The organism is Rhizobacter sp. P5_A1, from assembly GCF_056400745.1.
Genome location: NZ_JBFUKR010000034.1, coordinates 28,533 through 48,492, shown reverse-complemented (window position 1 = coordinate 48,492; position 19,960 = coordinate 28,533). Strand labels below are relative to the sequence as shown.

Genomic DNA, 19,960 nt, shown 5'->3' with positions numbered 1-19,960 from the left:
CCCGCGGCCGCAACGGCGGCGCGCGCGGCGCTGCCGCTGCGCGGCGTCGCGGTCTGGCTGATCGAGGACGACGCCGCGGTCCGCGACGCGCTGCACGCGCAGCTGCAGCACTGGGGCGCGCGGGTCACCGTGCTTGCGAACCGGGCCGAGGTGGCGCGCCGCCTCGACGATGGAGACGCGCTGCCCGAACTGATCGTCAGCGACCAGCGCCTGCCCGACGGCAGCGGCCTCGACTGCATCGCGTCGATCCGCGCGCGCGCGGCGCGCGCCGTCCCCGCGCTGATCGTCACCGGCGACACCGCGCCGGCGGCGCTGGCGCTGCTCGCGGCCAGCACGCTGCCGGTGCTGCACAAGCCCTTCAGTGCCGAGGCCTTGCTCGCGCAGCTGCTGCACGTACGCCGCGCCGAGACGCGCGACCCGGAACGCGCGCTCTGAACGTCAGCCCGCGACTTCGGCGGGACCGAGCCACAGCCCGAGCCGCGCCGCCGCGACCACCGCCTGCGTGCGCGAGGCGGCGTCGAGCTTGCGGAAGATCGCAGCCAGGTGCGTCTTGACGGTCGACTCGGACATCTCGAGCTCGCGCCCGATGACCTTGTTCGCCTTGCCGTCGACGAGCAGGCGCAGCACGTCGGCCTGGCGCGGCGAGAAGCCGATGGCCTCCGGGGTCGTCGGGCGCGGCGTCCAGCCGGCGGGGTCGGTCGTGCGTGGCGTGGCGCGCCGTTCGATCGCCGCGCTCGGCAGGTAGATGCCGCCGCCGAGCACGGTGCGCAGCGCGCCCAGCATCGCGCCGGACTCGATGCTCTTCGGGATGAAGCCGGCCGCGCCGGCGTTGATCGCGGCCATCACGGTGGCGATCGATTCATCGGCCGACAGCGCGACCAGGCGCGCACCGGGCGCCGCCTCGCGCAGCCACGGCAGCGCGGCGATGCCGTCGCCGTCGGGCAGCGTCAGGTCGAGCAGCACGAGCTGGACATCGGCATCGCGCGCGATCGCGGCGCGGGCCTCGGCGAGCGTGCCGGCCTGCAGCAACTGCAGGTCGGCGAACTCGCGGTCCATGAGCAGCGCGACGCCATCGCGCAGCAGCGCATGGTCGTCGACAAGAAGTACCTTCATGGTTCGAATGCGGAGCCGGCAATGCGGCGCATTATCGGGGCCGCATTGCCACCCCCTTGATGGCCGCGCCGGTGCGGCCTGCGCTCAGCGCGCCGGCAGGTGCTGCTGCGCGACCGGCCGCATCTCGTCGTTCAGCCCGGCGGCGACCAGCGCGCCGGTGGCCATCAGGGTCGCGAGTGCGAACGCCAGCAGTCCCAGGATACGGCTCGGTTCGGTGCGCATGACGGTGTCTCCTCGCTGGTCGCCATCCACGCGCTCGGCAGCATCGGAGTGCGCTGCAGCACGCGGTCCGGTCAATGTAGCGAGGCCTCGCGGGCGCGGCTTGCGCTGCATCAAGGGCGCGCCTCGGGCGAGGCCCGGCGCGCACGACCGCGATCGACCTTGATCTGCATCAAGGTCGCGTGACGCCTCGGTTCCTAGCATAGGTGCATGCGAAATACACCTTCTGACGCCGGCGCGCTGCCGGCGCCGTCGGGGCCTGATCGACCATCCATTGCGAGGAACCTGCGATGAAATCCAACAACCGGCTGTGGCGCTGGCTCGGCCTGATCTTCGTGCTGTCGTTCGGGGTGCTCGGCTACCTCGGCGTGCAGATCTACCTGACCGCGCCGCCGATCCCGAAGGCCGTCGTCACGACCGACGGCGAAGTGCTCTTCACCGGCGCGCAGATCCAGCTCGGCCAGCAGGCCTGGATGTCGGCCGGCGGCCAGCAGCTCGGCACGGTCTGGGGCCACGGCAGCTACGTCGCGCCCGACTGGTCGGCCGACTGGCTGCACCGCGAGGCGACCGCGCTCGAGGCGATCCGCACGCAGCAGCACCGCGCCGCGGCGACGCTGACGAGCGCCGACCGCGCCGCGATCGCGGCGACGCTGAAGGACGAGATGCGCCGCAACACCTACGACGAGGCGAGCGGCACGGTCACCGTGTCGCCGGAACGGGCGCGCGCCATTCGCGCGGTCGCGCAGCACTTCGACGACCTGTTCGGCACCGAGCCGTCGCTCGCGGCGCTGCGCGAGCAGTACGCGATGGGCGACGGCGCGCTGCCCGCGCGCAGCGACCGCCAGGCCCTGGCCGCGTTCTTCTTCTGGACCTCGTGGGCCGCGAGCACCGACCGCCCCGGCGAGACGCAGCTCTCGTACACCAGCAACTGGCCGCACGAGCCGATGGTCGGCAACACGATGTCGGACTCGGCCGCGATCTGGACGATGGTCAGCATCGTGCTGCTGCTCGGCGCGATCGCCGCGATGCTGTGGGTGCACGGCAGCACCGGTCACGAGGTCGCCGCGCAGCCGCTGCCGAACGACCCGCTGCTCGGCGCGGTCGCGACGCCGTCGATGCGCGCGACGCGCAAGTACTTCTTCGTCGTCGTCGGCCTGATGCTGCTGCAGATCGCGATGGGCGCGATCACCGCGCACTACGCGGTCGAGGGCCAGGCCTTCTTCGGCATCCCGCTCGCGCAGGTGCTGCCGTATGTCGTGAGCCGCACCGTGCACACGCAGGTCGGCATCTTCTGGATCGCCACCGCGTGGCTCGCCACCGGCCTGTACGTCGCGCCGCTGCTGTCGGGGCGCGAGCCGAAGTTCCAGAAGCTCGGCGTCGACCTGCTGTTCTATGCGCTGGTCGCGATCGTCGTCGGCTCGACGATCACCGGCTGGCTCGGCACCCTGCAGCACATGGGCGTCGACTACAGCTTCTGGATCGGCAACCAGGGCCTCGAGTACACGAGCATGGGCCGGGTCTGGCAGCTGCTGCTGTTCGTCGGCCTGCTGTTCTGGGTCTTCCTGCTCGGCCGCGCGCTGTGGCCGGCATTGCTGAAGCCCTCGGAATCGCGTGGCCTGATCGCGATGGTGTTCCTGTCGGCGACCTGCATCGGCGGCTTCTACGCGAGCTCGCTCGCGTGGGGCCAGCATACCCACTACTCGATGATCGAGTACTGGCGCTGGTGGCTCGTGCACCTGTGGGTCGAGGGCTTCTTCGAGGTCTTCGCCACCGCGGTCGTCGCGCTGATCTTCACGCGGCTGGGCCTGGTGCGCAGCGCGAGTGCGAACCGCGCGATCATCGCCGAGACCATCGTGTTCCTGTTCGGCGGCATCCTGGGCACGCTGCACCACCTGTACTTCACCGGCACGCCGACTTCGGTGATCGCGGTCGGCGCGGTGTTCTCGGCCCTCGAGGTCGTGCCGCTGACGATGATCGGCCTGGAGGCGCTGCAGACCTACCAGCGCTCGAAGGCAGCACCGTGGCTCGCGACCTACAAGTGGCCGGTGATGTGCTTCGTCGCGGTCGGCTTCTGGAACACCGTCGGCGCCGGCCTGCTCGGCTTCGCGATCAACCCGCCGGCATCGCTGTACTACGTGCAGGGCCTGAACATGACGGCCGCACACGGTCACGCGGCGCTGTTCGGGGTCTACGGCATGCTCGGCATCGGCCTGATGCTGTTCTGCCTGCGCGGCCTGTTCGCAACCCGGCTGCACACCGATCGCCTGCTCGCACCCGCGTTCTGGGGCATGAACATCGGCCTGGCGATGATGGTCTTCATGTCGCTGCTGCCGGCCGGCATTTACCAGGCCTGGGCCAGCATCGGCAAGGGCATGTGGTACGCGCGCTCGCCCGAGATCGTGCACTCGAAGATCATGGAGACGCTGGTCTGGCTGCGCGTGCCGGGCGACATCGTCTTCGCGGCCGGCGCGTTGCTGCTCGCGCTCTACGCGCTGCGCCTGCTGCGCCACCCGCTCGCGAAGGTCGGCTTGGCGCGCGCCGCGGCGGCAAGCGCAGCACACTGATCGCATCGTGGGCCGGCCCGCCGGCCCCGCTTCCGCTCGACGCCCCATGAAACTCACTGCCTTCACCGACTACGCGCTGCGCACGCTGATCTTCCTCGCGACGCGGCCCGAGCGGCGCGCGACGATCGCCGAGGTCGCCACCGCATTCGAGGTTTCCGAGCACCACCTGACCAAGGTCGTGCACTTTCTGGGCAAGTGCGGCTGGCTTGCGAACCTGCGCGGCAGGGGTGGCGGCCTGACGCTGGCCGTCGCTGCCGACACGATCGTCATCGGCGATGTCGTGCGGCAGACCGAGGGCCAGGCGTTGCCGGCCGAGTGCTTCGCCGTCGACGGCGGCCACTGCGCGATCACGCCGGTGTGCCGGCTGCGCGGCGTGCTCGGCGAAGCGGTCCAGGCCTTCTACGCCGTGCTCGACCGCCACACGCTGGCCGATGTCGCGCGCAACCAGCGCGCACTCGCCGGCATCCTGTTTGCCGAGATGCCCGATCCCGCGCGGCCGGCGCGGCGCGCGATGTCATGACCGCCGCGTTCCCGTACAGCGGCCCCGAAGCGTTGCGCGCGCCGATCGGCGCTGCACTGCAGCGCGTCGTCGACCCGGAGCTCGCGCTGAGCATCGTCGATGTCGGCCTGATCTACGGCGTGACCGTCGATGACGCGACGGTGCAGGTGCGGCTCACGATGACCTCGCCGGCCTGCCCGGTGGCCGATGTGATCGTCGACGACATCGGGACCGAGCTCGACCGGGTCGTGCCATCCGAGCTCCGGGTCGAGGTCGACCTGGGCTGGGAGCCGCCGTGGACCTCCGATCGGATGAGCGAGCGCGCGAAGCGCTTCATGGGATGGTGAAGCCCTTGCTGCTCGCGCTGGCCGCGCTGGCGCTCGTCGGCGGCATCGCCGGCGGGCTGCTGCGCGTGGGTGTCTCGCTGCCGGGCGCCGGCGCGGCGGCCTGGCCGGTGCATGCGGCCGCGTCCCATGCGGCACTGATGATCGGCGCCTTTCTGGGCACCGTGATCGGCATCGAGCGGGCGGTCGCGCTGCGGCACCGCCTTGCGTTCATCGCGCCGCTGGCCTCGGGGCTCGGCGGGCTCGCGTGGCTGCTCGGCGCGGCGGCGCTCGGGGCATGGCTCGGCGTCGCGGGCGCGCTCGCGTTCGTCGGCGTCAACCTCGTCGTCGTGCGCCGGCAATCGGCCGCGCACACCGCGCTGCTGCTGCTCGGCGCCGCGGCATGGGCGGTCGGCAACCTGTTGGTCGCGGCCGGCATCGGCACGGCGACGGCGCTGCCATGGTGGTTCGCCTTCCTCGTGATGACGATCGCGGCCGAACGCCTCGAAATGACGCGCCTGATGCGGCGCGGCCGCGCGGTCGGCCGCACGCTGGCGGCGGTGCTGGCACTGCTGCTGGTCGGCGCTACCGTGTCGATCGCGGCACCGGCGACCGGCGGCGTGCTGTTCGGCCTCGCGCTGACCGCGCTCGCCGCGTGGTTCGGCGCCTTCGACATCGCGCGCCGCACCGTGCGTGCGCGAGGCCTGAGCCGCTACATGGCGCTCGCGCTGCTCGGCGGCTACGCCTGGCTCGCGGTCGCCGGCCTCGCGTGGATCGGCACCGCCTGCGGGCTGACGCTGCGCGACGCCGCACTGCATGCGCTCGGCCTGGGCTTCGTCGTCAGCATGATGATGGGCCATGCGCCGGTGATCCTGCCGGCGATCGCGCGCGTCAAGCTGCGCTTCGGCGCCTGGTTCTACCTGCCGCTGGCTGCCCTGCACGGCACGCTCGCGCTGCGGCTCGGCCCGGGCCTGGCGGACTTCGGCTGGCGCACCCTCGGGGCGATCGGCAACGCCGCGGCGATCGCGCTGTTCGCCGCGACGCTCGTCGGCGCCGCGCTCGCCTGGCGTCACGCGCATCGCACACCGCCGCGCACGCGCGAGACGCCCGCATGACGACAAGCTTGCTGCCGATCGAAGAACGCCCGATCCGCCGCACCGGGTTCGCGCTGTGGCAACTCGGCTTTCGGCCGTTCTATCTGCTCGCGAGCGTGTTCACGGCGCTGTCGATCGGCCTGTGGGCGCTGCAGTTCGCCGGCGTGCTGGCGCATCCGTACCTGCGCGGGCCGATCTGGCACGCGCACGAGATGCTGTTCGGCTTCGCGCTCGCGGTCGTCGTCGGCTTCCTGTTCACGGCCGGGCGCAACTGGTCGAACCGGCCGACGCCGACCGGCGCGCCGCTCGCGGCGCTGGCCGCGCTGTGGGTCGCCGGCCGCGTGCTCGTGCTGACGCCCTTCGGCTGGACCGCCGCGGTCGTCAACGCCGCGTTCCCGCTCGCGGCCGCGATCGCGCTCGCGGTTCCCTTCATCGCGGCGCGCAACCGGCGCAACTACTTCTTCGCCGGGCTGCTGCTGCTGATGGCCGCGGCCGAATTGCTGGTGCACCTGTCGCAGCTCGGCGTGATCGCGCTGCCGGGTTGGGCCGGCATCCAGCTCGCGCTCGATGCACTGCTCTTCATCATGGCGGTGATGGGCGGCCGCGTGATCCCGATGTTCACGAACAACGGCGTGCCGGGCGCCGGCGCGACACGCCGGCCGTGGGTCGAGCGGGCCGCGCTCGGCGCGGTGCTGGCGCTGCTGGCGGCCGACGCGCTGAACCTCGGCGGTGCGGCGCTGGCGCTCGTCGCCGGCTTCGGCGCGCTCGCGCATCTCGCACGCTGGGCGCTGTGGCGGCCCTGGAAGACCGCGCTCGCGCCGCTCGTCTGGGTGCTGCACGCCGCGTACGCGTGGGTTCCGCTGCACCTCGCGCTGCGCGCGCTCGCGCAATTCGGCGTGGTCGCGCCATCGCTGGCAACGCACGCGCTGACCGTCGGCGCCGCCGGCGGCCTGATCATCGGCATGATGACGCGCACCGCACTCGGGCACACCGGGCGAGCGCTGCGCGCCGGCCGCAGCGAGGTCGCCTGCTACGTGCTGGTGCTGCTCGCGGCGCTGCTGCGGGTCGGGCTGCCGCTGGCTGCGCCGGCGCTGACGCTGCCGGCGGTGCTCGGCTCCGCGGCGCTCTGGTCGGCCGGCTTCGCGCTGTACGCCGTGGCGTACTGGCCGGTGCTGACGCGGGCGCGCACCGACGGCCGGCCGGGCTGAACCGGCCATGGACTACGTCGTCGTCAAGACCGTGCACCAGACCGCCGTGGCGCTGTCGTTCGCGGGCTTCTTCGCACGCGGTGTCGGCGCGCTGCACGGCGCTGCGTGGGTTCGCGGCGGATTCGCGCAGCGCGCGCCGCACGTCGTCGACTCGGTGCTGCTGCTGTCGGCGCTGACGCTCGCGTGGATGCTGCGGCTGAACCCAACCCAGGCGCCGTGGCTGCTGGCGAAGATCGTCGGGCTGCTGCTCTACATCGGCTTCGGCATGGTGGCGCTGAAGCCCGGCTGGCCGCTGCGCGTGCGCGCCGCCGCGTGGGCCGCGGCGCTGCTGACCTTCGCCTGGATCGCGTCGGTCGCGATGACCAAGAACCCGCTCGGGTTCTTCGCGCTGCTCTGAAGGATGGTTTCTTCTCCCGTTTGCGGGAGAGGGCGCAATGTGGCGCCGCTACTGCGGCGCGGCGATCGCCGCGCGCAAGGTCTTCAGCAGCGCCGGATCGACGGCACCCAGCGTGCCGGTGCGCGCGGCGATGCGGCCTTCGCCGTCGAGCAGCTCGATCGTGCTCGAGTGGTTGTACTCGCCGCTCGCCAGGCGCCGGTACTGCACACCGAGCAACGCAGCGAACTTGCGGGCGCTCGCGTCGTCGGTGCGCGCCACCGTCCAGCGCGGATCGGCGCGGTGCGCATCGGCCTTGCGCTTCAGCACCGCGACGCTGTCGCGCGCCGGGTCGAAGCTGACCATCAGCACCCGCACGCGCTCGCGTTCGGCGGGCGGCAACGCCTGCAAGGTCATCTGCAGCGTCTCGAAGATCATCGGACAGACCATCTCGCACGAGCTGTAGAACATGCTGGCCAGCACCGGCCGGCCGCGCAGCGAAACGACGTCGAACGGCTGGCCGTTCTGATCGGTCAGCGGCGGTCGGAAGTTGTAGACCGAGTCGCCCGGCAACGCGCCCGCGACACGCGCGATCGAGGGCAGGCGTATCGGCAGGAGCGCGCTGCCGGCGAGGCAGCGCAGCACGTCGCGGCGCGACAGGCAAATCGGCAGGTTCATCGGCGGTCTCCATCGCGGGCACATCGAAAGCCCAGGTTGCTGGTCGTGTCGGCGGCGCTCAGCGACGACAGCAGCGCGATGCGCATCAGCACCGCGTAGCTGTCGCGGTCGATCACGCTGATCGCGCCGGCGCCACAGAATTTCAGGGCGTCGGGGTCGCCCTGCGTGCGGCTGTCACCGGCGATGAACAGCGCATTGAAGTCGTCGACCCACTCCCAGACCGCGCCGTGCAGATCGCGCACGCCATGGGCATTGGCCGGCCCGCCGACGTTCGGCAGCAGCGCGGCGGTCGGCCGCTCGTACCAGGCCAGGATGCGGCGGCGCCATTGCGGATCGGCGCGCGCGTCCAGGCGCGTGTCGTCGGCGGCCGCCGCGTACTCCCACTCGAGCCAGGTCGGCAAGCGCGCGCCTTCGCTCTCGCAAAAGGCCTTGGCCGCAAACCAGCTGACGTTGGTCTGCGGCCGGTCGGCTGCGCCGTCGGCGGCGAAGCGCGTGGCGTCGCGCCAGTCGATCAGGTAGCGCTTGTCGGCGAAGACCGCGGCGACGCGGTCGCGCTGCCACTCGGGATGCGCGCGCACGAACGCGAGGTATTCGCCGGCCGTGACCGGCGTCGTGCGCAGCCCGAACGGCGCGATCTCGACCGGCACCGTCGCGCTCGGCACCGGCCCCTGTGGCAGCACGCTGACGAAGCGGCCGCCGGGCAGCGCTTGGTAGTCGGCACCGAACGCCAGCCCGCACGCCATCAGCAGGCCGACGCAGCAAGCCCGCGCCGTGGTCATGTCAATGCGCCGGCGCCGCCGCGGGCGCGGCCGTCGCGCGCTGCTTCTTGACCTCGTCGGTCGAGATCCGGCCGCCCGGGTTGCCCCAGCTGTTGTAGACGTAGGTCAGGATGTTCGCGACCTCGTCGTCGTTGAGCTGGTTCATCGGCGGCATCACCGAGTCGTACTCGCTGCCGTTGACCTTGATCTTGCCGTTCAGCCCGCGCAGCACCACGTCCATCGCCCGCTTCGTGTCGACGCCGAGGAAGTCCGACTTCGCCAGCGGCGGGAACACCCCGGGCAGCCCTGCGCCGCTGGCCTGGTGGCACACCGAGCAGGTCCCGGCGAACAGCGCCTCGCCGGCGTGAATCTGGTCCTGCAAAGTCAGCGTGCCACTGGCCGACGACGCGGTTGCCCTGGTCACCGCGTCGAGGTTCGGGCCGGCGCGGTCGCCGAGGTAGACCGAGTCGAGTTCCTTGCCGGAGTAGATCGCCTTGTCCTCGGTGCCGTTGACCTTCATGATCGCCAGCGCGCCCTTGTTGAAGGCGCGGAAGATCGAGTGGTCGACGATCACGTAGCTGCCCGGCACGCGGGTGCGGAACTCAGCGATCGCCGCGCCGCCGGCCGGGATCAATGTGGTCTGCACGTTCATCTGGGCGTTGGTGCCGCCCTCGAAGCGCACCTTGTCGAAGATCGCGCCGATGACGTGGAAGCTCGACACGAGGTTCGGCCCGCCGTTGCCGATGAACAGGCGGACGGTCTCGTTGACGTTGGCCTTCAACGCCTTGTCGCCGGTCAGCGCGCCTTCGGCGCCATTGAACAGCACATAGGTCGGCTTCTCGTCGATCGCCTTTTCCATGTCGAAGGGCTGGTTGCCCTTCTCGCGGTACTTGCCGGTCGTGTAGAAGTCGCCCTGCATCACGTAGTACTCGCGGTCGACCTTCGGCAGGCCCTTCGGCGGTTCGACGAGGATCAGCCCGTACATGCCGTTCGCGACGTGCATGCCGACCGGCGCGGTCGCGCAGTGGTAGACGTAGATGCCCTCGTTGAGCGCCTTGAACGTGAACTGCGATGCATGGCCCGGCGCCGTGAAGCTCGACGCCGCACCGCCGCCCGGACCGGTCACGCCGTGCAGGTCGATGTTGTGCGGCATCTTGCTGCCCGGGTGGTTCTTCAGATGGAACTCGACCGTGTCGCCCTGGCGCACGCGGATGAAGCTGCCGGGCACCGTGCCGCCGAAGGTCCAGAACGTGTAGTTCACGCCCTCGGAGATCTGCATCTCCTTCTCGACCACCTCGAGCTCGACGATGACCTTGGCCGGGTAGTTGCGCGCGGTCGGCGGCGGCACGTGCGGCGGGCTCGTCAGCACCGCGTGGATCGGCGCGCCGCGCGGCGGGCCGAAGTCGCCCGGCGCCGGTGCGTCCTTTGCGGCGACGGCTGCGAGCGGCAGGCCGATGGCGGCGGCGAGGCCGATGATCCGAAAGCGGCTGCTGCGGCGCATGCGGCCGAGAAATTCTTGGGGGCTCATGGGAGGTCTCCGTGGGTGGACTGGCATCGGTGGGACGCCCGTCACTGTGGCGATGCACGAGCCCGAACGTATTGATGCATCTCAAATGAACCTTATGAAAAATTCGCCGGCCGACGCCGCCAGCACGCGCGCGCACGCTCGATGACGCAGGTCAAGACCCTCCCGGCGTCGCTTCCATAAGGTGCCGCGATACTTTTCCCAGGAGCCTGCCGATGACCACCGACGCCAACGCCCGCGCCACCCGTGGCGCCCCGACGACCCTCGCCGCGCGCGGCGCGCCGCCCCCCCAGGCGATCAGCAAGGAGGTGCTGCTCGAGAAGTACGCGAAGGGCGACGAGCGCGACATCGACGACGTGCGCCGCCGCGTCGCCCATGCCATCGCGCTGGCCGAGGCGCCGGAGCAGCGCGCCGCCTGGGAGGCGCGCTTCCTGCAGACGCTGCGCGAGGGCTTCATCCCCGCCGGCCGCATCAATTCGGCGGCCGGCACCGAGCTCGAGGCGACGCTGATCAACTGCTTCGTGCAGCCGGTCGGCGACTCGATCGCGGAGAACGACGACGGTCACCCCGGCATCTACATCGCGCTGACCGAGGCGGCCGAGACGATGCGCCGCGGCGGCGGTGTCGGCTACGACTTCTCGCGCATCCGGCCGCGCGGCGCGTGGGTCGGCAGCACGCGGTCGAATGCATCGGGGCCGGTCTCGTACATGCGCGTGTTCGACCGCTCGTGCGAGACCGTCGAGTCGGCCGGCTCGCGCCGCGGCGCGCAGATGGGCGTGCTGCGCTGCGACCACCCGGACATCGAGGAGTTCATCCACGCGAAGGACCAGGGCGATCTCTCGAACTTCAACATCTCGGTCGGCCTGACCGACGCGTTCATGCAGGCGGTGCAGGCCGACGCGAGCATCGATCTCGTGCACCGCGCCGCGCCCGGCCCGCAGCGCCTCGCCGAGGGTGCACGCCAGCGCGACGACGGACTGTGGATCTACCGCAGCCTGCCGGCGCGCACGCTGTGGGACCAGGTCATGCGCTCGACCTACGACCACGCCGAGCCGGGCGTGCTGTTCCTCGACCGCATCAACCTCGACAACAACCTGTCGTACTGCGAGACCATCGCGGCGACCAACCCGTGCGGCGAGCAGCCGCTGCCGGCCTACGGCTGCTGCTGCCTCGGCTCGATCGACCTGACACGCTTCGTGCTCGACCCGTTCGAGCCCGAGGCGCGCTTCGACGAAGCGGCCTTCGAGCGCCACGCGCAGGTCGCGGTGCGCATGCTCGACAACGTGCTCGACATCACCTGCTGGCCGCTGCCGCGCCAGGCCGAAGAGGCCAGCGGCAAGCGCCGCGTCGGCCTCGGCTTCACCGGCCTCGGCGATGCGCTGGCGATGCTGAACCTGCGCTACGACACGCCCGCCGCACGCGCTGCGGCCGCGCGCATCGCGCAGCAGCTGCGCGACGCGGCCTACGGTGCCTCGAGCGACCTCGCAGCCGAGCGCGGCGCGTTCCCGCTGTTCAACGCCGACCTGTACCTGAGCCGCGGCACCTTCGCGTCGCGGCTGCCGGCGGCGCTGAAGGAGCGCATCCGCGCCAGCGGCATGCGCAACTCGCACCTGCTGTCGATCGCACCGACCGGCACGATCAGCCTCGCGTTCGCCGACAACGCGAGCAACGGCATCGAGCCGCCGTTCGCGTGGCGCTACACGCGCCGCAAGCGCGACGCCGATGGCGGCTTCACCGAGTACGCGGTCGAGGATCACGCCTGGCGCCTGTACCGGCATCTGAAGGGCGCCGATGCGCCGCTGCCGCCGGCCTTCGTGACCGCGCTCGAGATGAGCGCGCAAGCGCACGAGGAGATGGTCGCGGCGGTCGCGCCGCATGTCGACACCGGCATCTCGAAAACCGTCAACGTGCCGTCGGACTACCCGTACGCCGACTTCCAGGACCTGTACCTGCGCGCCTGGACCTCCGGGCTGAAGGGGCTCGCGACCTACCGCCCGAACGCGGTGCTCGGCGCGGTGCTCAGCGTGACCCCGGCGCTGGCCGCCTCCACGCCGGCGGCCTCGCCGGCGAGCCTCGACAGCGTCAACACGCGCCTTGCGCTGGAACGCATGCCGCAGCCGGTGCTGGCCTCGCTGCGCTGGCCGGGCCGGCCCGACCTGCCGGCCGGCAACGACGCGTGGAGCTTCATGGTGCGGCATCCGTTCGGCGAGTTCGCGCTGTTCATCGGCGTGCTGCCCGACGAAGACCTGGGCGGCCGCCTGGCGCCGTTCGAGGTCTGGGTCAACGGCGCCGAGCAGCCGCGCGGGCTCGGTGCGCTCGCGAAGACCTTGTCGATGGACCTGCGCGCGAAAGACCCGGCCTGGGTGCGCCTGAAGCTCGACGCGCTCGCGACCGTGCAGGAAGAGCGCGCCTTCGACATGCCGTTCCCGCCCAGCGGCGAGCCGCGGCGCTTTCCCGGCGTCGTCGCGGCGACCGCGGCGGTGATCCGCTGGCGCTGCGAGCGGCTCGGGGTGTGGGCGGGCACTGCCGGCCCCACACCTGTTTTGGATGCGATGTTCAGCCGCGACGAGCCGCAGACCGGCCCGCACGGCACGCTCGCGTGGGCGGTCGACATCCACAACCCGGCCAGCGACGAGCAGTTCACCTTGACGCTGAAGGAGGTCGTGCTGCCCGACGGACGCGGCGGCACGATCACGCGGCCCTGCGCGCTCGGCTTCTCGGGCAACTACCCGCGCGCGATGGACGGCCTCGCGCGCATCCTCTCGCTCGACATGCGGGTGCTCGACCCGGCCTGGATCGGCATGAAGCTGCGCAAGCTGCTGAGCTACGCCGAGCCGCTCGGCCACTTCATGGCCTTCGTGCCGATGCTGCCCGGCCGGCCCGATGCCCTCCCGCGCCAGCAGCTCTGGCCATCGACGGTGGCGTACGTCGCGCGGCTCGTGATGCACCGCTACGCGATGCTCGGCGTGCTCGACGAAGACGGCTACCCGGTGCGCGACATGGGCATCCTGCAAGCGCCGACCGCGCGCGCGCCCCGGCCCGCGGACGTGACGCTGGCCGGCGCACGCTGCCCGGAGTGCGGCAACGCGACGCTGATCCACAAGGACGGCTGCGACTTCTGCACCGCGTGCGGCTACATCGGCACCTGCGGGTGAGCGCGAGCCGGCTCAGGACTGCTTCGTCTTCTTCGCCGGCTTGAAGCCGAGCGCCGCCATCGGCTGCGTCAGCGACTGCGGCCGCTTCAGGTAGTCGACCCACGGGTCGCGGGTCTGGAACGACAGGTGCTCGCGCGCCGTCGCAATGTTCCACTGCGCGCCGCTCTTGAGACGCGGCAACTCGTCCCAGTCGACCGGCATCGAGACGCCGAGCCCGGGCCGCGCGCGGGCCGAGTACGCGGCCGCGGTCGTCGCACCGAAGCCGTTGCGCAGGTAGTCGACGAAGAGCTTGCCGACCCGGTTCGCCGCGCCGCTCTTCACGACGAAGCGCGACGGGATGACCCTCGCGAGGTGCACGACGACGGCCTGCGAGAAGTCTTTCACCGTGTCGTAGTCGAAGCGCGGCCGCAGCGGCACGACGACGTGCAGGCCCTTGCCACCCGAGGTCTTCAGCCAGGCCTCGAGGCCGATCTGCTCGAGCAGCGCGCGCACCAGCGTCGCGGCCTCCTGCACCTGCGGCCACGCGGTGCCTTCGCCGGGGTCGAGGTCGAAGACGATGCGGTCCGGGCGGTCGATGTCTTTCGCGCTCGAGTTCCAGGTGTGGAACTCGATCACGTTCATCTGCGCGGCGCCCGCGAGCGCCTGCAGCGTGCCGACCTCGAGCAGCGCGTCGTGGCCCGGCCACAGCGCAGCGTCGAGCTCCTTGATGCCGGGGATGCCGATCTTCTCGCCGTGCTTCTGGAAGAACAGCGTGCCGGTCACGCCACTCGGGCCCCGCACCAGCGAGCACGGCCTGCCCTTCAGGTGCGGCAGGATCCAGTCGGCGACCGACTCGTAGTAGCGCACCAGATCGAGCTTCGTCAGGCCGGTGCTCGGGTCGATCACGCGCTCGCCGTGGGTGACCGGGATCGCGCCGGTCGCCCCGCGGCCGGCCGATCTGATCGGCGCCGCTCCGGCCGGCGTTTGCGCGACCTCGCGCACGATCGCTTTCGCCGGCTTGTCGCTGCGCAGCGCGACATACGACGCGTGGCGGATCTGCGCATCGGGCGTCCACTCGGCGAACTCGACCTCCGCGACCACGCGCGGCTCGACCCAGCGTTCGCTGCCGGCCACGCGCTTCGACCAGCGACCCGGCTTGCCCGGCGCCGCGGCGAACGGCGGCTTGCCGGTCTCGAGCTTGTGCAGCCGGACCTTCAGCGCCTGCGCCTCTTCCGCGCTCCAGCCGGTGCCGACGCTGCCGACCGAAACCAGCGCGCCTTCGGCGTCGTGCACGCCGAGCAGCAGGCTGCCGATCTGCGCGGAGCCGTCGCTGCGATCGGTGTAGCCGCAGACGACGAACTCCTGGCGCTGCTTGCACTTCAGTTTCAACCAGGTCTCGGTGCGGCGCGAGACGTACGGCGCGTCGGCGCGCTTCGCGATCACGCCCTCGAGGTTCATCCGGGCGGCCGAGCTGAGGATCGACGCCGGGTCGGACTCGAACGCGGCGCTGAAGCGCAGGTGCTCGCCGCCCTTCTCGTCGAGCAGTGCCTGCAGCAGCTGGCGCCGGTCCGCGAGCGCCGCGTCGCGCAGGTCGTAGCCCTCGAAGAACGGCAGGTCGAACAGGAAATACAGGATCTTCGCGCCGGTGCGCGCGTCGAAGGCTTTCTGCAACGCATTGAAGTCGGGCGCACCGTCGGCGCCCATCACGACGATCTCGCCGTCGAGCCACGCCGAGCGCAGGCCGAGCTGCTCGAGCTCGGTCACGAGCCGCGGCATCTTCGCCGACCAGTCGTGGCCGCCGCGCGTGATCAGCGTCGCGCGGCCGCGCTCGATGCGCGTCATGATCCGGTAGCCATCGAACTTGATCTCGTAGAGCCAGCGGCCGGTCGCGGGCACGCCGGTCGCGAGCGTCGCGAGTTGCGGCGAGAGCTTGTCGGGCAAGGCCGCCTTGCGCGCGCCCGGCACGACGGCCTTCGATTGCGTCCGGCGTGCGGCGGCTGCCGGCGCGGGGACCGTCTCGAGGGCCGCGAGCGGCTTCGCGATCACGCTGTCGGGCAGCGCGCTGACGATGTCGTAGTCGGCGCGCGGCCGCGCGAACTCGTCGCGCTTCTTGAACAGGATCCACGGTTCCTGCTTCTCGCCGCCCTTCGCGATCCTGACCAGCTCCCACAGGCCAGCGAGCTTGTGCCCGTGCAGGCGGAACACGAGCTTGCCCTTCGCGAGGCCCTCGCGCGGATCGCCGACCGGCTCCCAGCGCCCGTGGTCCCAGACGATCACCGTGCCGGCGCCGTACTGGCCGCGCGGGATCGTGCCTTCGAAGCTGCCGTACGACAGCGGGTGGTCCTCGACATGGATCGCCATGCGCTTGTCGGTCGGGTCGAAGCTCGGCCCTTTCGGCACGGCCCACGACAGCAGCACGCCGTCGAGTTCGAGCCGGAAGTCGTAGTGCAGGCGCGTCGCGGCGTGCTTCTGGATCACGTACGACAGCGCGTCGCGCGGGGCCGCGTGCTCGCCGCGCGGCTCGGCGGTCTTCGCGAAATCGCGCTTCGCCCAGTAGCGCTCCAGCGGGCGGGCGTCGGGCTTGTCATCGGCCATGTTCGGCTCCTGCGCAGTCGGGCGCCCGCGACGCGCAGGTGCATTCCGCTTGCCGGCCGGCCGTCGAGTTCGTATTCTGTCGCTTCGGCCCCTCAACAGGAGTTCCCATGGCTGCACGATCCCTGGCTTCACTGACGCTCAGCTTCGGCCTCGTCAACGTTCCGGTCAAGCTGTACTCGGCGACCGAAACGAGTTCGGCAGTGCGCTTCAACCTGCTCGCGAAGGACGGCTCGCGGCTGAAGCAGCAGTACATCTCCGACCGCACCGGCCAGGTCGTCGAGCGCGCCGAGATGGTCAAGGGCTACGAGTTCGAGAAGGATCGCTTCGTGCTGTTCACCCCCGAGGAACTGAAGGCGCTCGACGAGACCGCGAGCCACCTGATCGAGATCGTCGCGTTCGTGCCCGAGAAATCGGTCGACCCGATCTACTACGACAAGGCCTACTTCCTCGCGCCCGACAAGCGCGGCGGCAAGCCGTATGCGCTGCTCGTCGAGGCGATGCGCAAGAGCGACCGCTGCGCCCTCGCGCGCTGGACGTCCAAGGGCAAGCAGTACGTCGTGCAGATCCGCCCGGCCGAGGACGGCCTGGTGCTGCAGCAGCTGCTCTACGCCGAGGAGGTGCGCTCGCTGAAAGACCTGAACATCGAGCCCGTCGACGTCTCGGCCGCCGAGCTGCAGCTGGCGCTGCAGCTGATCGACCAGATCACCGAGGATCACTACGACCCGTCGAGCTTCAAGGACGAAGAGAAGCAGCGCGTGCTGGCCGCGATCGATCGCAAGATCGAGGGCAAGCAGGTCGTCGCCTCCGCGCACGCCGAGACCGGCGCGACCGCGCAGGTCATCGACCTGGTCGATGCGTTGCGCGCGAGCCTCGGCCAGCGGCCGGGCAAGGCGGCCGCGGCCGCGAAGGCGCCGAAGGGCGCAGACAACGTGATTCCCGAGGGTGCGCTGAAGGAACGCAAGGCGCTGCGGCGTGCGCCGAAGGTCGCCGAGCCTGCCGCGGCGCCGGCGCGCGCGCGCAAGTGACGCGCTGACAGCCGCACGCGCGACCGTGTCCGACGCTCCCTACACGCTGCGCAGCATCGAGAAGATGCTCGGGCTGGGCCGCAGCACGATCGCCGGCCTGATCGACGCCGGCTTCGTCTCGCCGACACGCGGCTCGCGCAACGAATACCGCTTCACCTTCCATGACGTGGTGCTGCTGCGCACCGCGCACAGCCTGAAGGCGGCGCAGGTGCCGGCGCGCCGGATGCTGCGCTCGCTGCAGCAGCTGAAGGCAAAGCTGCCGGCCGAGGTACCGGTCAGCGGGCTGCGCATCAAGGCGATCGGCGGCGACATCGCGGTGCGCAACTCCGATGCGCAATGGGAAGCGCCGACCGGCCAGCTGCTGCTCGACTTCGAGGTCCAGGCGGTCGGCGGTGCGGTCTCGTTCCTGCAGCGCGCGCCGCCGCAGACGGCCGAGGCGGCCAGCAAGACGCGCAACGCTGCCGAGTGGTTCGAGCGCGGCGAACAGCTCGAGGCCGACGACGCGAGCGCCGCGCGCCACGCCTACCGCGAGGCGCTCGCGCTCGCCCCGGGCCACATGCACGCGGCCGTCAACCTCGGCGCGCTGCTGTGCGAGGCCGGCGAGTCCGCCGCGGCGCTGACGCTGCTCGAACAGGCGATCGCGCTGTCGCCCGACGCGCCGGCCCTGCATTTCAACCGCGCGATCGCGCTCGAAGACCAGCAGCGCGAGCGCGAGGCCTTGTCGAGCTACCGCCGCTGCGTCGTGCTCGATCCCGACTTCGCCGACGCGCACTACAACGCCGCGCGCCTGTGCGAGAAGCAGGGCGACCGGCAAGGCGCGCTGCGCCACTACAGCGCCTACCGGCGCCTGAGCCTGGCCGACGCGGACGCGTGAGCACGGGCCGGGCACCCGCGCGGCGGTCAACGCACGATCTTGTCGAAATTCTCGGCGCGGTCGAATCCCCTGGCTTCGGCGAAGCCCGTCACGCCCCGAAAGATCGTTCCGTTCAAGTCGGCCTCGGTGAAGTCGGCGCCGGTCACGTCGGCGCCGCTCAGGTCGGCGCCGCCGAGCTTGACGCTGAAGAAGCTGGCGCCCCGCAAGTTGCTGCCGGTGAGCTTGCAGAAGGCCATCAGCGACCGATTGAAGTCGGCGCCCGCCAGCGTCGCGCCCGCCAGGTTGGCGCCGGACAGATCGGTCCGCATCTGCCCCATCCCCTGGTTCTTGATGTTGACACCGGCCTTCGCGCCGCTGAGGTTCGCGCCGGAGAGATCGGCGCCCGGCAGGTCGGCGATCATCTTGACGCCGGTCAGGTTGGCGCGCGCGAAGACCGGCATCTTCTTGACTTCGCCGCCGAGGATCACGACCGAGAGCAGGCTCGCGCGGCTCAGGTTGGCGCCGGTGAAGTCGGCGCCCATCAACCACGCACCGTTCAGGTTGGCGCCTTCCAAGGTCGCGTCGCGAAAATCGGACCGCACCAGCTTGCTCGCGAACAGGTTGGCGCCCGCCAAGTTGGCCTTTCGGAAGTCGAGCCCCGAGAGGTCGAGATCCGACAGATCCTTGCCGGCAAGATCGGCCGGCTTCGAGGGCGACGCGTTCTTCAGCGCGGCGCTGACCTGATCGCGCGAGAGATCGGCCGCCGCGGCCATCGTGGCACCGCTCGTGACCAGCACCATCGCACACATCATCGCAATACGTCGATCAGGCTGCATATCGACTCCTCGATTGCACCGGTGGGCGCGTTAAGCTAGCCGCCAACCTACGGGAGAGCTTCTTGAACAGACGTCGCAGAGTACGTTGCGCTGCAGTGAGCTTCGCCTGCCTGGCTGCCATCGGGGCCGCGGTGGCGAACCCGCCACCCTATGCCGTTGCCCTGGCTGCAGAACCGGCCCCCGACGCGACGGAATCGATGTTCTGGCAATCCACTGAACGTCTCGCGACACCGGCAGCCTATCACGCCTACCTGGCCCGATACCCGTCTGGATTCTTTGCTCCGCTGGCCTTGGCGGCCATCGCCAAAGGCGCGCCTGCGCCGAGCGCGCGAGCGAACGACGAGACCCGGTCGCAGGCCCTCGTCACGGGTGAATCTCGAAGCCGGCTGGCGCCGTTTTCCGAGGAGCCGGACACAGGCGCAGTCTCGTTCCGGCTCGGCGAGGAAGTCGTGGGGCCCCGAGCGCTCACCGTCGGTTCGCTGGGCGCAAGAAAGCAGCTGGTGCTCCCCGCAGGCCGGTGGATTGCCCTCGCAGCGCGCGACGACGCCGTCTACCTGCCTGCGTCTTCCGTCTCGCTGGGTTCGACTCGCGTCAGGCTCACGACGGTGGCATTCGGCAAGTTCGTCGGCAGCCGACTCACGAGCCTGTTGAGGTTCAATTTCTCGTCGCAGAAAGTGGCCGCTACCGTTTCGTGGTCGAGCGTCGAAGGATGCGAGTCCGGCGGCGATTTCAAGCTGCAGAGCTACCGCCCTGCAGCCAGCAGCTACCGGTCGGAGTGTCGGTCTCTTGCGTTCGAGTCGAAGCCGTTGGCCGACGACTCCATGGCCACCGCGGAAACCCGCAGTTCGCTGGCCAGGCTCGGCGCGAGGCTCGAAGGCGCGGCCCTGGTGTCCTCCCTCACTTTCACGGAAACGCGCAGGGGGTATCTCGGCATCGTGCGCATGGACTGGCCCGGCGCCTGGCTCGGCGACGAGCCGCGGCCGGCGCGGGCCTGGCGCAGGGAGAACCTCGACGCCCAACGAGAAGCGTTTGTCAGCCAGCTGTGGGCCTGGTCGCAGACCTACCGAGACGCCGCGAACATCGGCTACGCGAACGACAGCTCCGATGACGACAAGGGTCTGCGCGACTTCGCGCCAATCGCCGCGCCGACTGCCGCCAGGTAG

The 19,960-nt window shown here is 70.9% G+C and carries 17 protein-coding genes and 1 pseudogene; 11 read left to right on the top strand and 7 right to left on the bottom strand.

The genetic code is table 11. From position 1 onward, the window contains the following. Positions 1 to 435, top strand: a 435-nt coding sequence (locus AC1DTW_RS24915; RefSeq protein ID WP_477984117.1) for a response regulator, incomplete at its 5' end; no start/stop codon positions are given. 3 nt (positions 436 to 438) lie between these two features. Here AC1DTW_RS24915 and AC1DTW_RS24910 read toward each other — a convergent pair. Together AC1DTW_RS24910 and AC1DTW_RS24905 are read right to left on the bottom strand one after the other, a co-directional pair. Beyond that, entirely contained in the window at positions 439 to 1,113 is a 675-nt protein-coding gene (locus tag AC1DTW_RS24910) for a LuxR C-terminal-related transcriptional regulator (RefSeq protein WP_477984115.1), read from the bottom strand. An 84-nt stretch (positions 1,114 to 1,197) separates the two neighbouring features. After that, a complete protein-coding gene (locus tag AC1DTW_RS24905) occupies positions 1,198 to 1,335 on the bottom strand; it encodes a hypothetical protein (RefSeq protein WP_477984113.1) in 138 nt (45 codons plus the stop codon). Positions 1,336 to 1,622: 287 nt separating this feature from the next. Between AC1DTW_RS24905 and AC1DTW_RS24900 the strand changes: the two genes are divergently transcribed. From AC1DTW_RS24900 to AC1DTW_RS24875, 6 genes are read left to right on the top strand one after another with little or no spacing between them, the layout of a single operon-like run. After that, complete coding sequence (locus tag AC1DTW_RS24900; protein WP_477984111.1) at positions 1,623 to 3,896, top strand: nitric-oxide reductase large subunit; 2,274 nt, start codon at positions 1,623 to 1,625, stop codon at positions 3,894 to 3,896. Positions 3,897 to 3,942: 46 nt separating this feature from the next. Next, positions 3,943 to 4,416 carry an Rrf2 family transcriptional regulator gene (locus AC1DTW_RS24895; protein WP_477984109.1) on the top strand — a complete coding sequence of 158 codons (474 nt, stop codon included), beginning with the start codon at positions 3,943 to 3,945 and terminating at the stop codon, positions 4,414 to 4,416. Continuing rightward, on the top strand, positions 4,413 to 4,742 hold the full coding sequence (locus AC1DTW_RS24890; RefSeq protein WP_477984107.1) for a metal-sulfur cluster assembly factor: 330 nt from the start codon (positions 4,413 to 4,415) through the stop codon (positions 4,740 to 4,742). The genes AC1DTW_RS24895 and AC1DTW_RS24890 overlap by 4 nt, the downstream gene beginning before the upstream one ends. Next, positions 4,736 to 5,833 carry a DUF8744 domain-containing protein gene (locus AC1DTW_RS24885; protein ID WP_477984105.1) on the top strand — a complete coding sequence of 366 codons (1,098 nt, stop codon included), beginning with the start codon at positions 4,736 to 4,738 and terminating at the stop codon, positions 5,831 to 5,833. Before AC1DTW_RS24890 ends, AC1DTW_RS24885 begins: the two co-directional genes overlap by 7 nt. After that, entirely contained in the window at positions 5,830 to 7,020 is a 1,191-nt protein-coding gene (locus tag AC1DTW_RS24880) for an NnrS family protein (protein WP_477984103.1), read from the top strand. Before AC1DTW_RS24885 ends, AC1DTW_RS24880 begins: the two co-directional genes overlap by 4 nt. 7 nt (positions 7,021 to 7,027) lie before the next feature. Then, positions 7,028 to 7,417: a SirB2 family protein gene (locus AC1DTW_RS24875; RefSeq protein ID WP_477984101.1), complete on the top strand. Its 390-nt coding sequence runs from the start codon at positions 7,028 to 7,030 to the stop codon at positions 7,415 to 7,417. 48 nt (positions 7,418 to 7,465) lie between these two features. Here AC1DTW_RS24875 and AC1DTW_RS24870 read toward each other — a convergent pair whose 3' ends face one another. The 3 genes and pseudogenes from AC1DTW_RS24870 to nirK all read right to left on the bottom strand — a co-directional run. Next, positions 7,466 to 8,071, bottom strand: coding sequence for an SCO family protein (locus AC1DTW_RS24870; RefSeq protein WP_477984099.1), 606 nt, complete (start codon positions 8,069 to 8,071; stop codon positions 7,466 to 7,468). Beyond that, positions 8,068 to 8,850 (bottom strand): formylglycine-generating enzyme family protein, encoded by a 783-nt coding sequence (locus AC1DTW_RS24865; RefSeq protein ID WP_477984097.1) that lies wholly within the window; start codon positions 8,848 to 8,850, stop codon positions 8,068 to 8,070. Before AC1DTW_RS24865 ends, AC1DTW_RS24870 begins: the two co-directional genes overlap by 4 nt. 1 nt (position 8,851) lies before the next feature. After that, a pseudogene (nirK, locus tag AC1DTW_RS24860) lies at positions 8,852 to 10,243 on the bottom strand (copper-containing nitrite reductase); the annotation flags it as partial. 326 nt (positions 10,244 to 10,569) lie between these two features. Between nirK and AC1DTW_RS24855 the strand changes: the two are divergent. After that, positions 10,570 to 13,509 carry an adenosylcobalamin-dependent ribonucleoside-diphosphate reductase gene (locus AC1DTW_RS24855; protein WP_477984095.1) on the top strand — a complete coding sequence of 980 codons (2,940 nt, stop codon included), beginning with the start codon at positions 10,570 to 10,572 and terminating at the stop codon, positions 13,507 to 13,509. A gap of 12 nt (positions 13,510 to 13,521) precedes the next feature. On the opposite strand, the gene ligD is transcribed toward AC1DTW_RS24855, so the two are convergent. Further along, positions 13,522 to 16,083 (bottom strand): DNA ligase D, encoded by a 2,562-nt coding sequence (gene ligD / locus AC1DTW_RS24850; RefSeq protein ID WP_477984093.1) that lies wholly within the window; start codon positions 16,081 to 16,083, stop codon positions 13,522 to 13,524. A 107-nt stretch (positions 16,084 to 16,190) separates the two neighbouring features. On the opposite strand from ligD, the gene ku reads away from it, so the two are divergent. Then, positions 16,191 to 17,108 (top strand): non-homologous end joining protein Ku, encoded by a 918-nt coding sequence (gene ku / locus AC1DTW_RS24845; RefSeq protein WP_477984091.1) that lies wholly within the window; start codon positions 16,191 to 16,193, stop codon positions 17,106 to 17,108. 25 nt (positions 17,109 to 17,133) lie between these two features. Beyond that, complete coding sequence (locus tag AC1DTW_RS24840; RefSeq protein WP_477984089.1) at positions 17,134 to 17,982, top strand: tetratricopeptide repeat protein; 849 nt, start codon at positions 17,134 to 17,136, stop codon at positions 17,980 to 17,982. Positions 17,983 to 18,008: 26 nt separating this feature from the next. Here AC1DTW_RS24840 and AC1DTW_RS24835 read toward each other — a convergent pair whose 3' ends face one another. Then, a complete protein-coding gene (locus AC1DTW_RS24835; RefSeq protein WP_477984087.1) occupies positions 18,009 to 18,797 on the bottom strand; it encodes a pentapeptide repeat-containing protein in 789 nt (262 codons plus the stop codon). Between the two features lie 95 nt (positions 18,798 to 18,892). Between AC1DTW_RS24835 and AC1DTW_RS24830 the strand changes: the two genes are divergently transcribed. After that, positions 18,893 to 19,960 carry a hypothetical protein gene (locus tag AC1DTW_RS24830; RefSeq protein WP_477984085.1) on the top strand — a complete coding sequence of 356 codons (1,068 nt, stop codon included), beginning with the start codon at positions 18,893 to 18,895 and terminating at the stop codon, positions 19,958 to 19,960.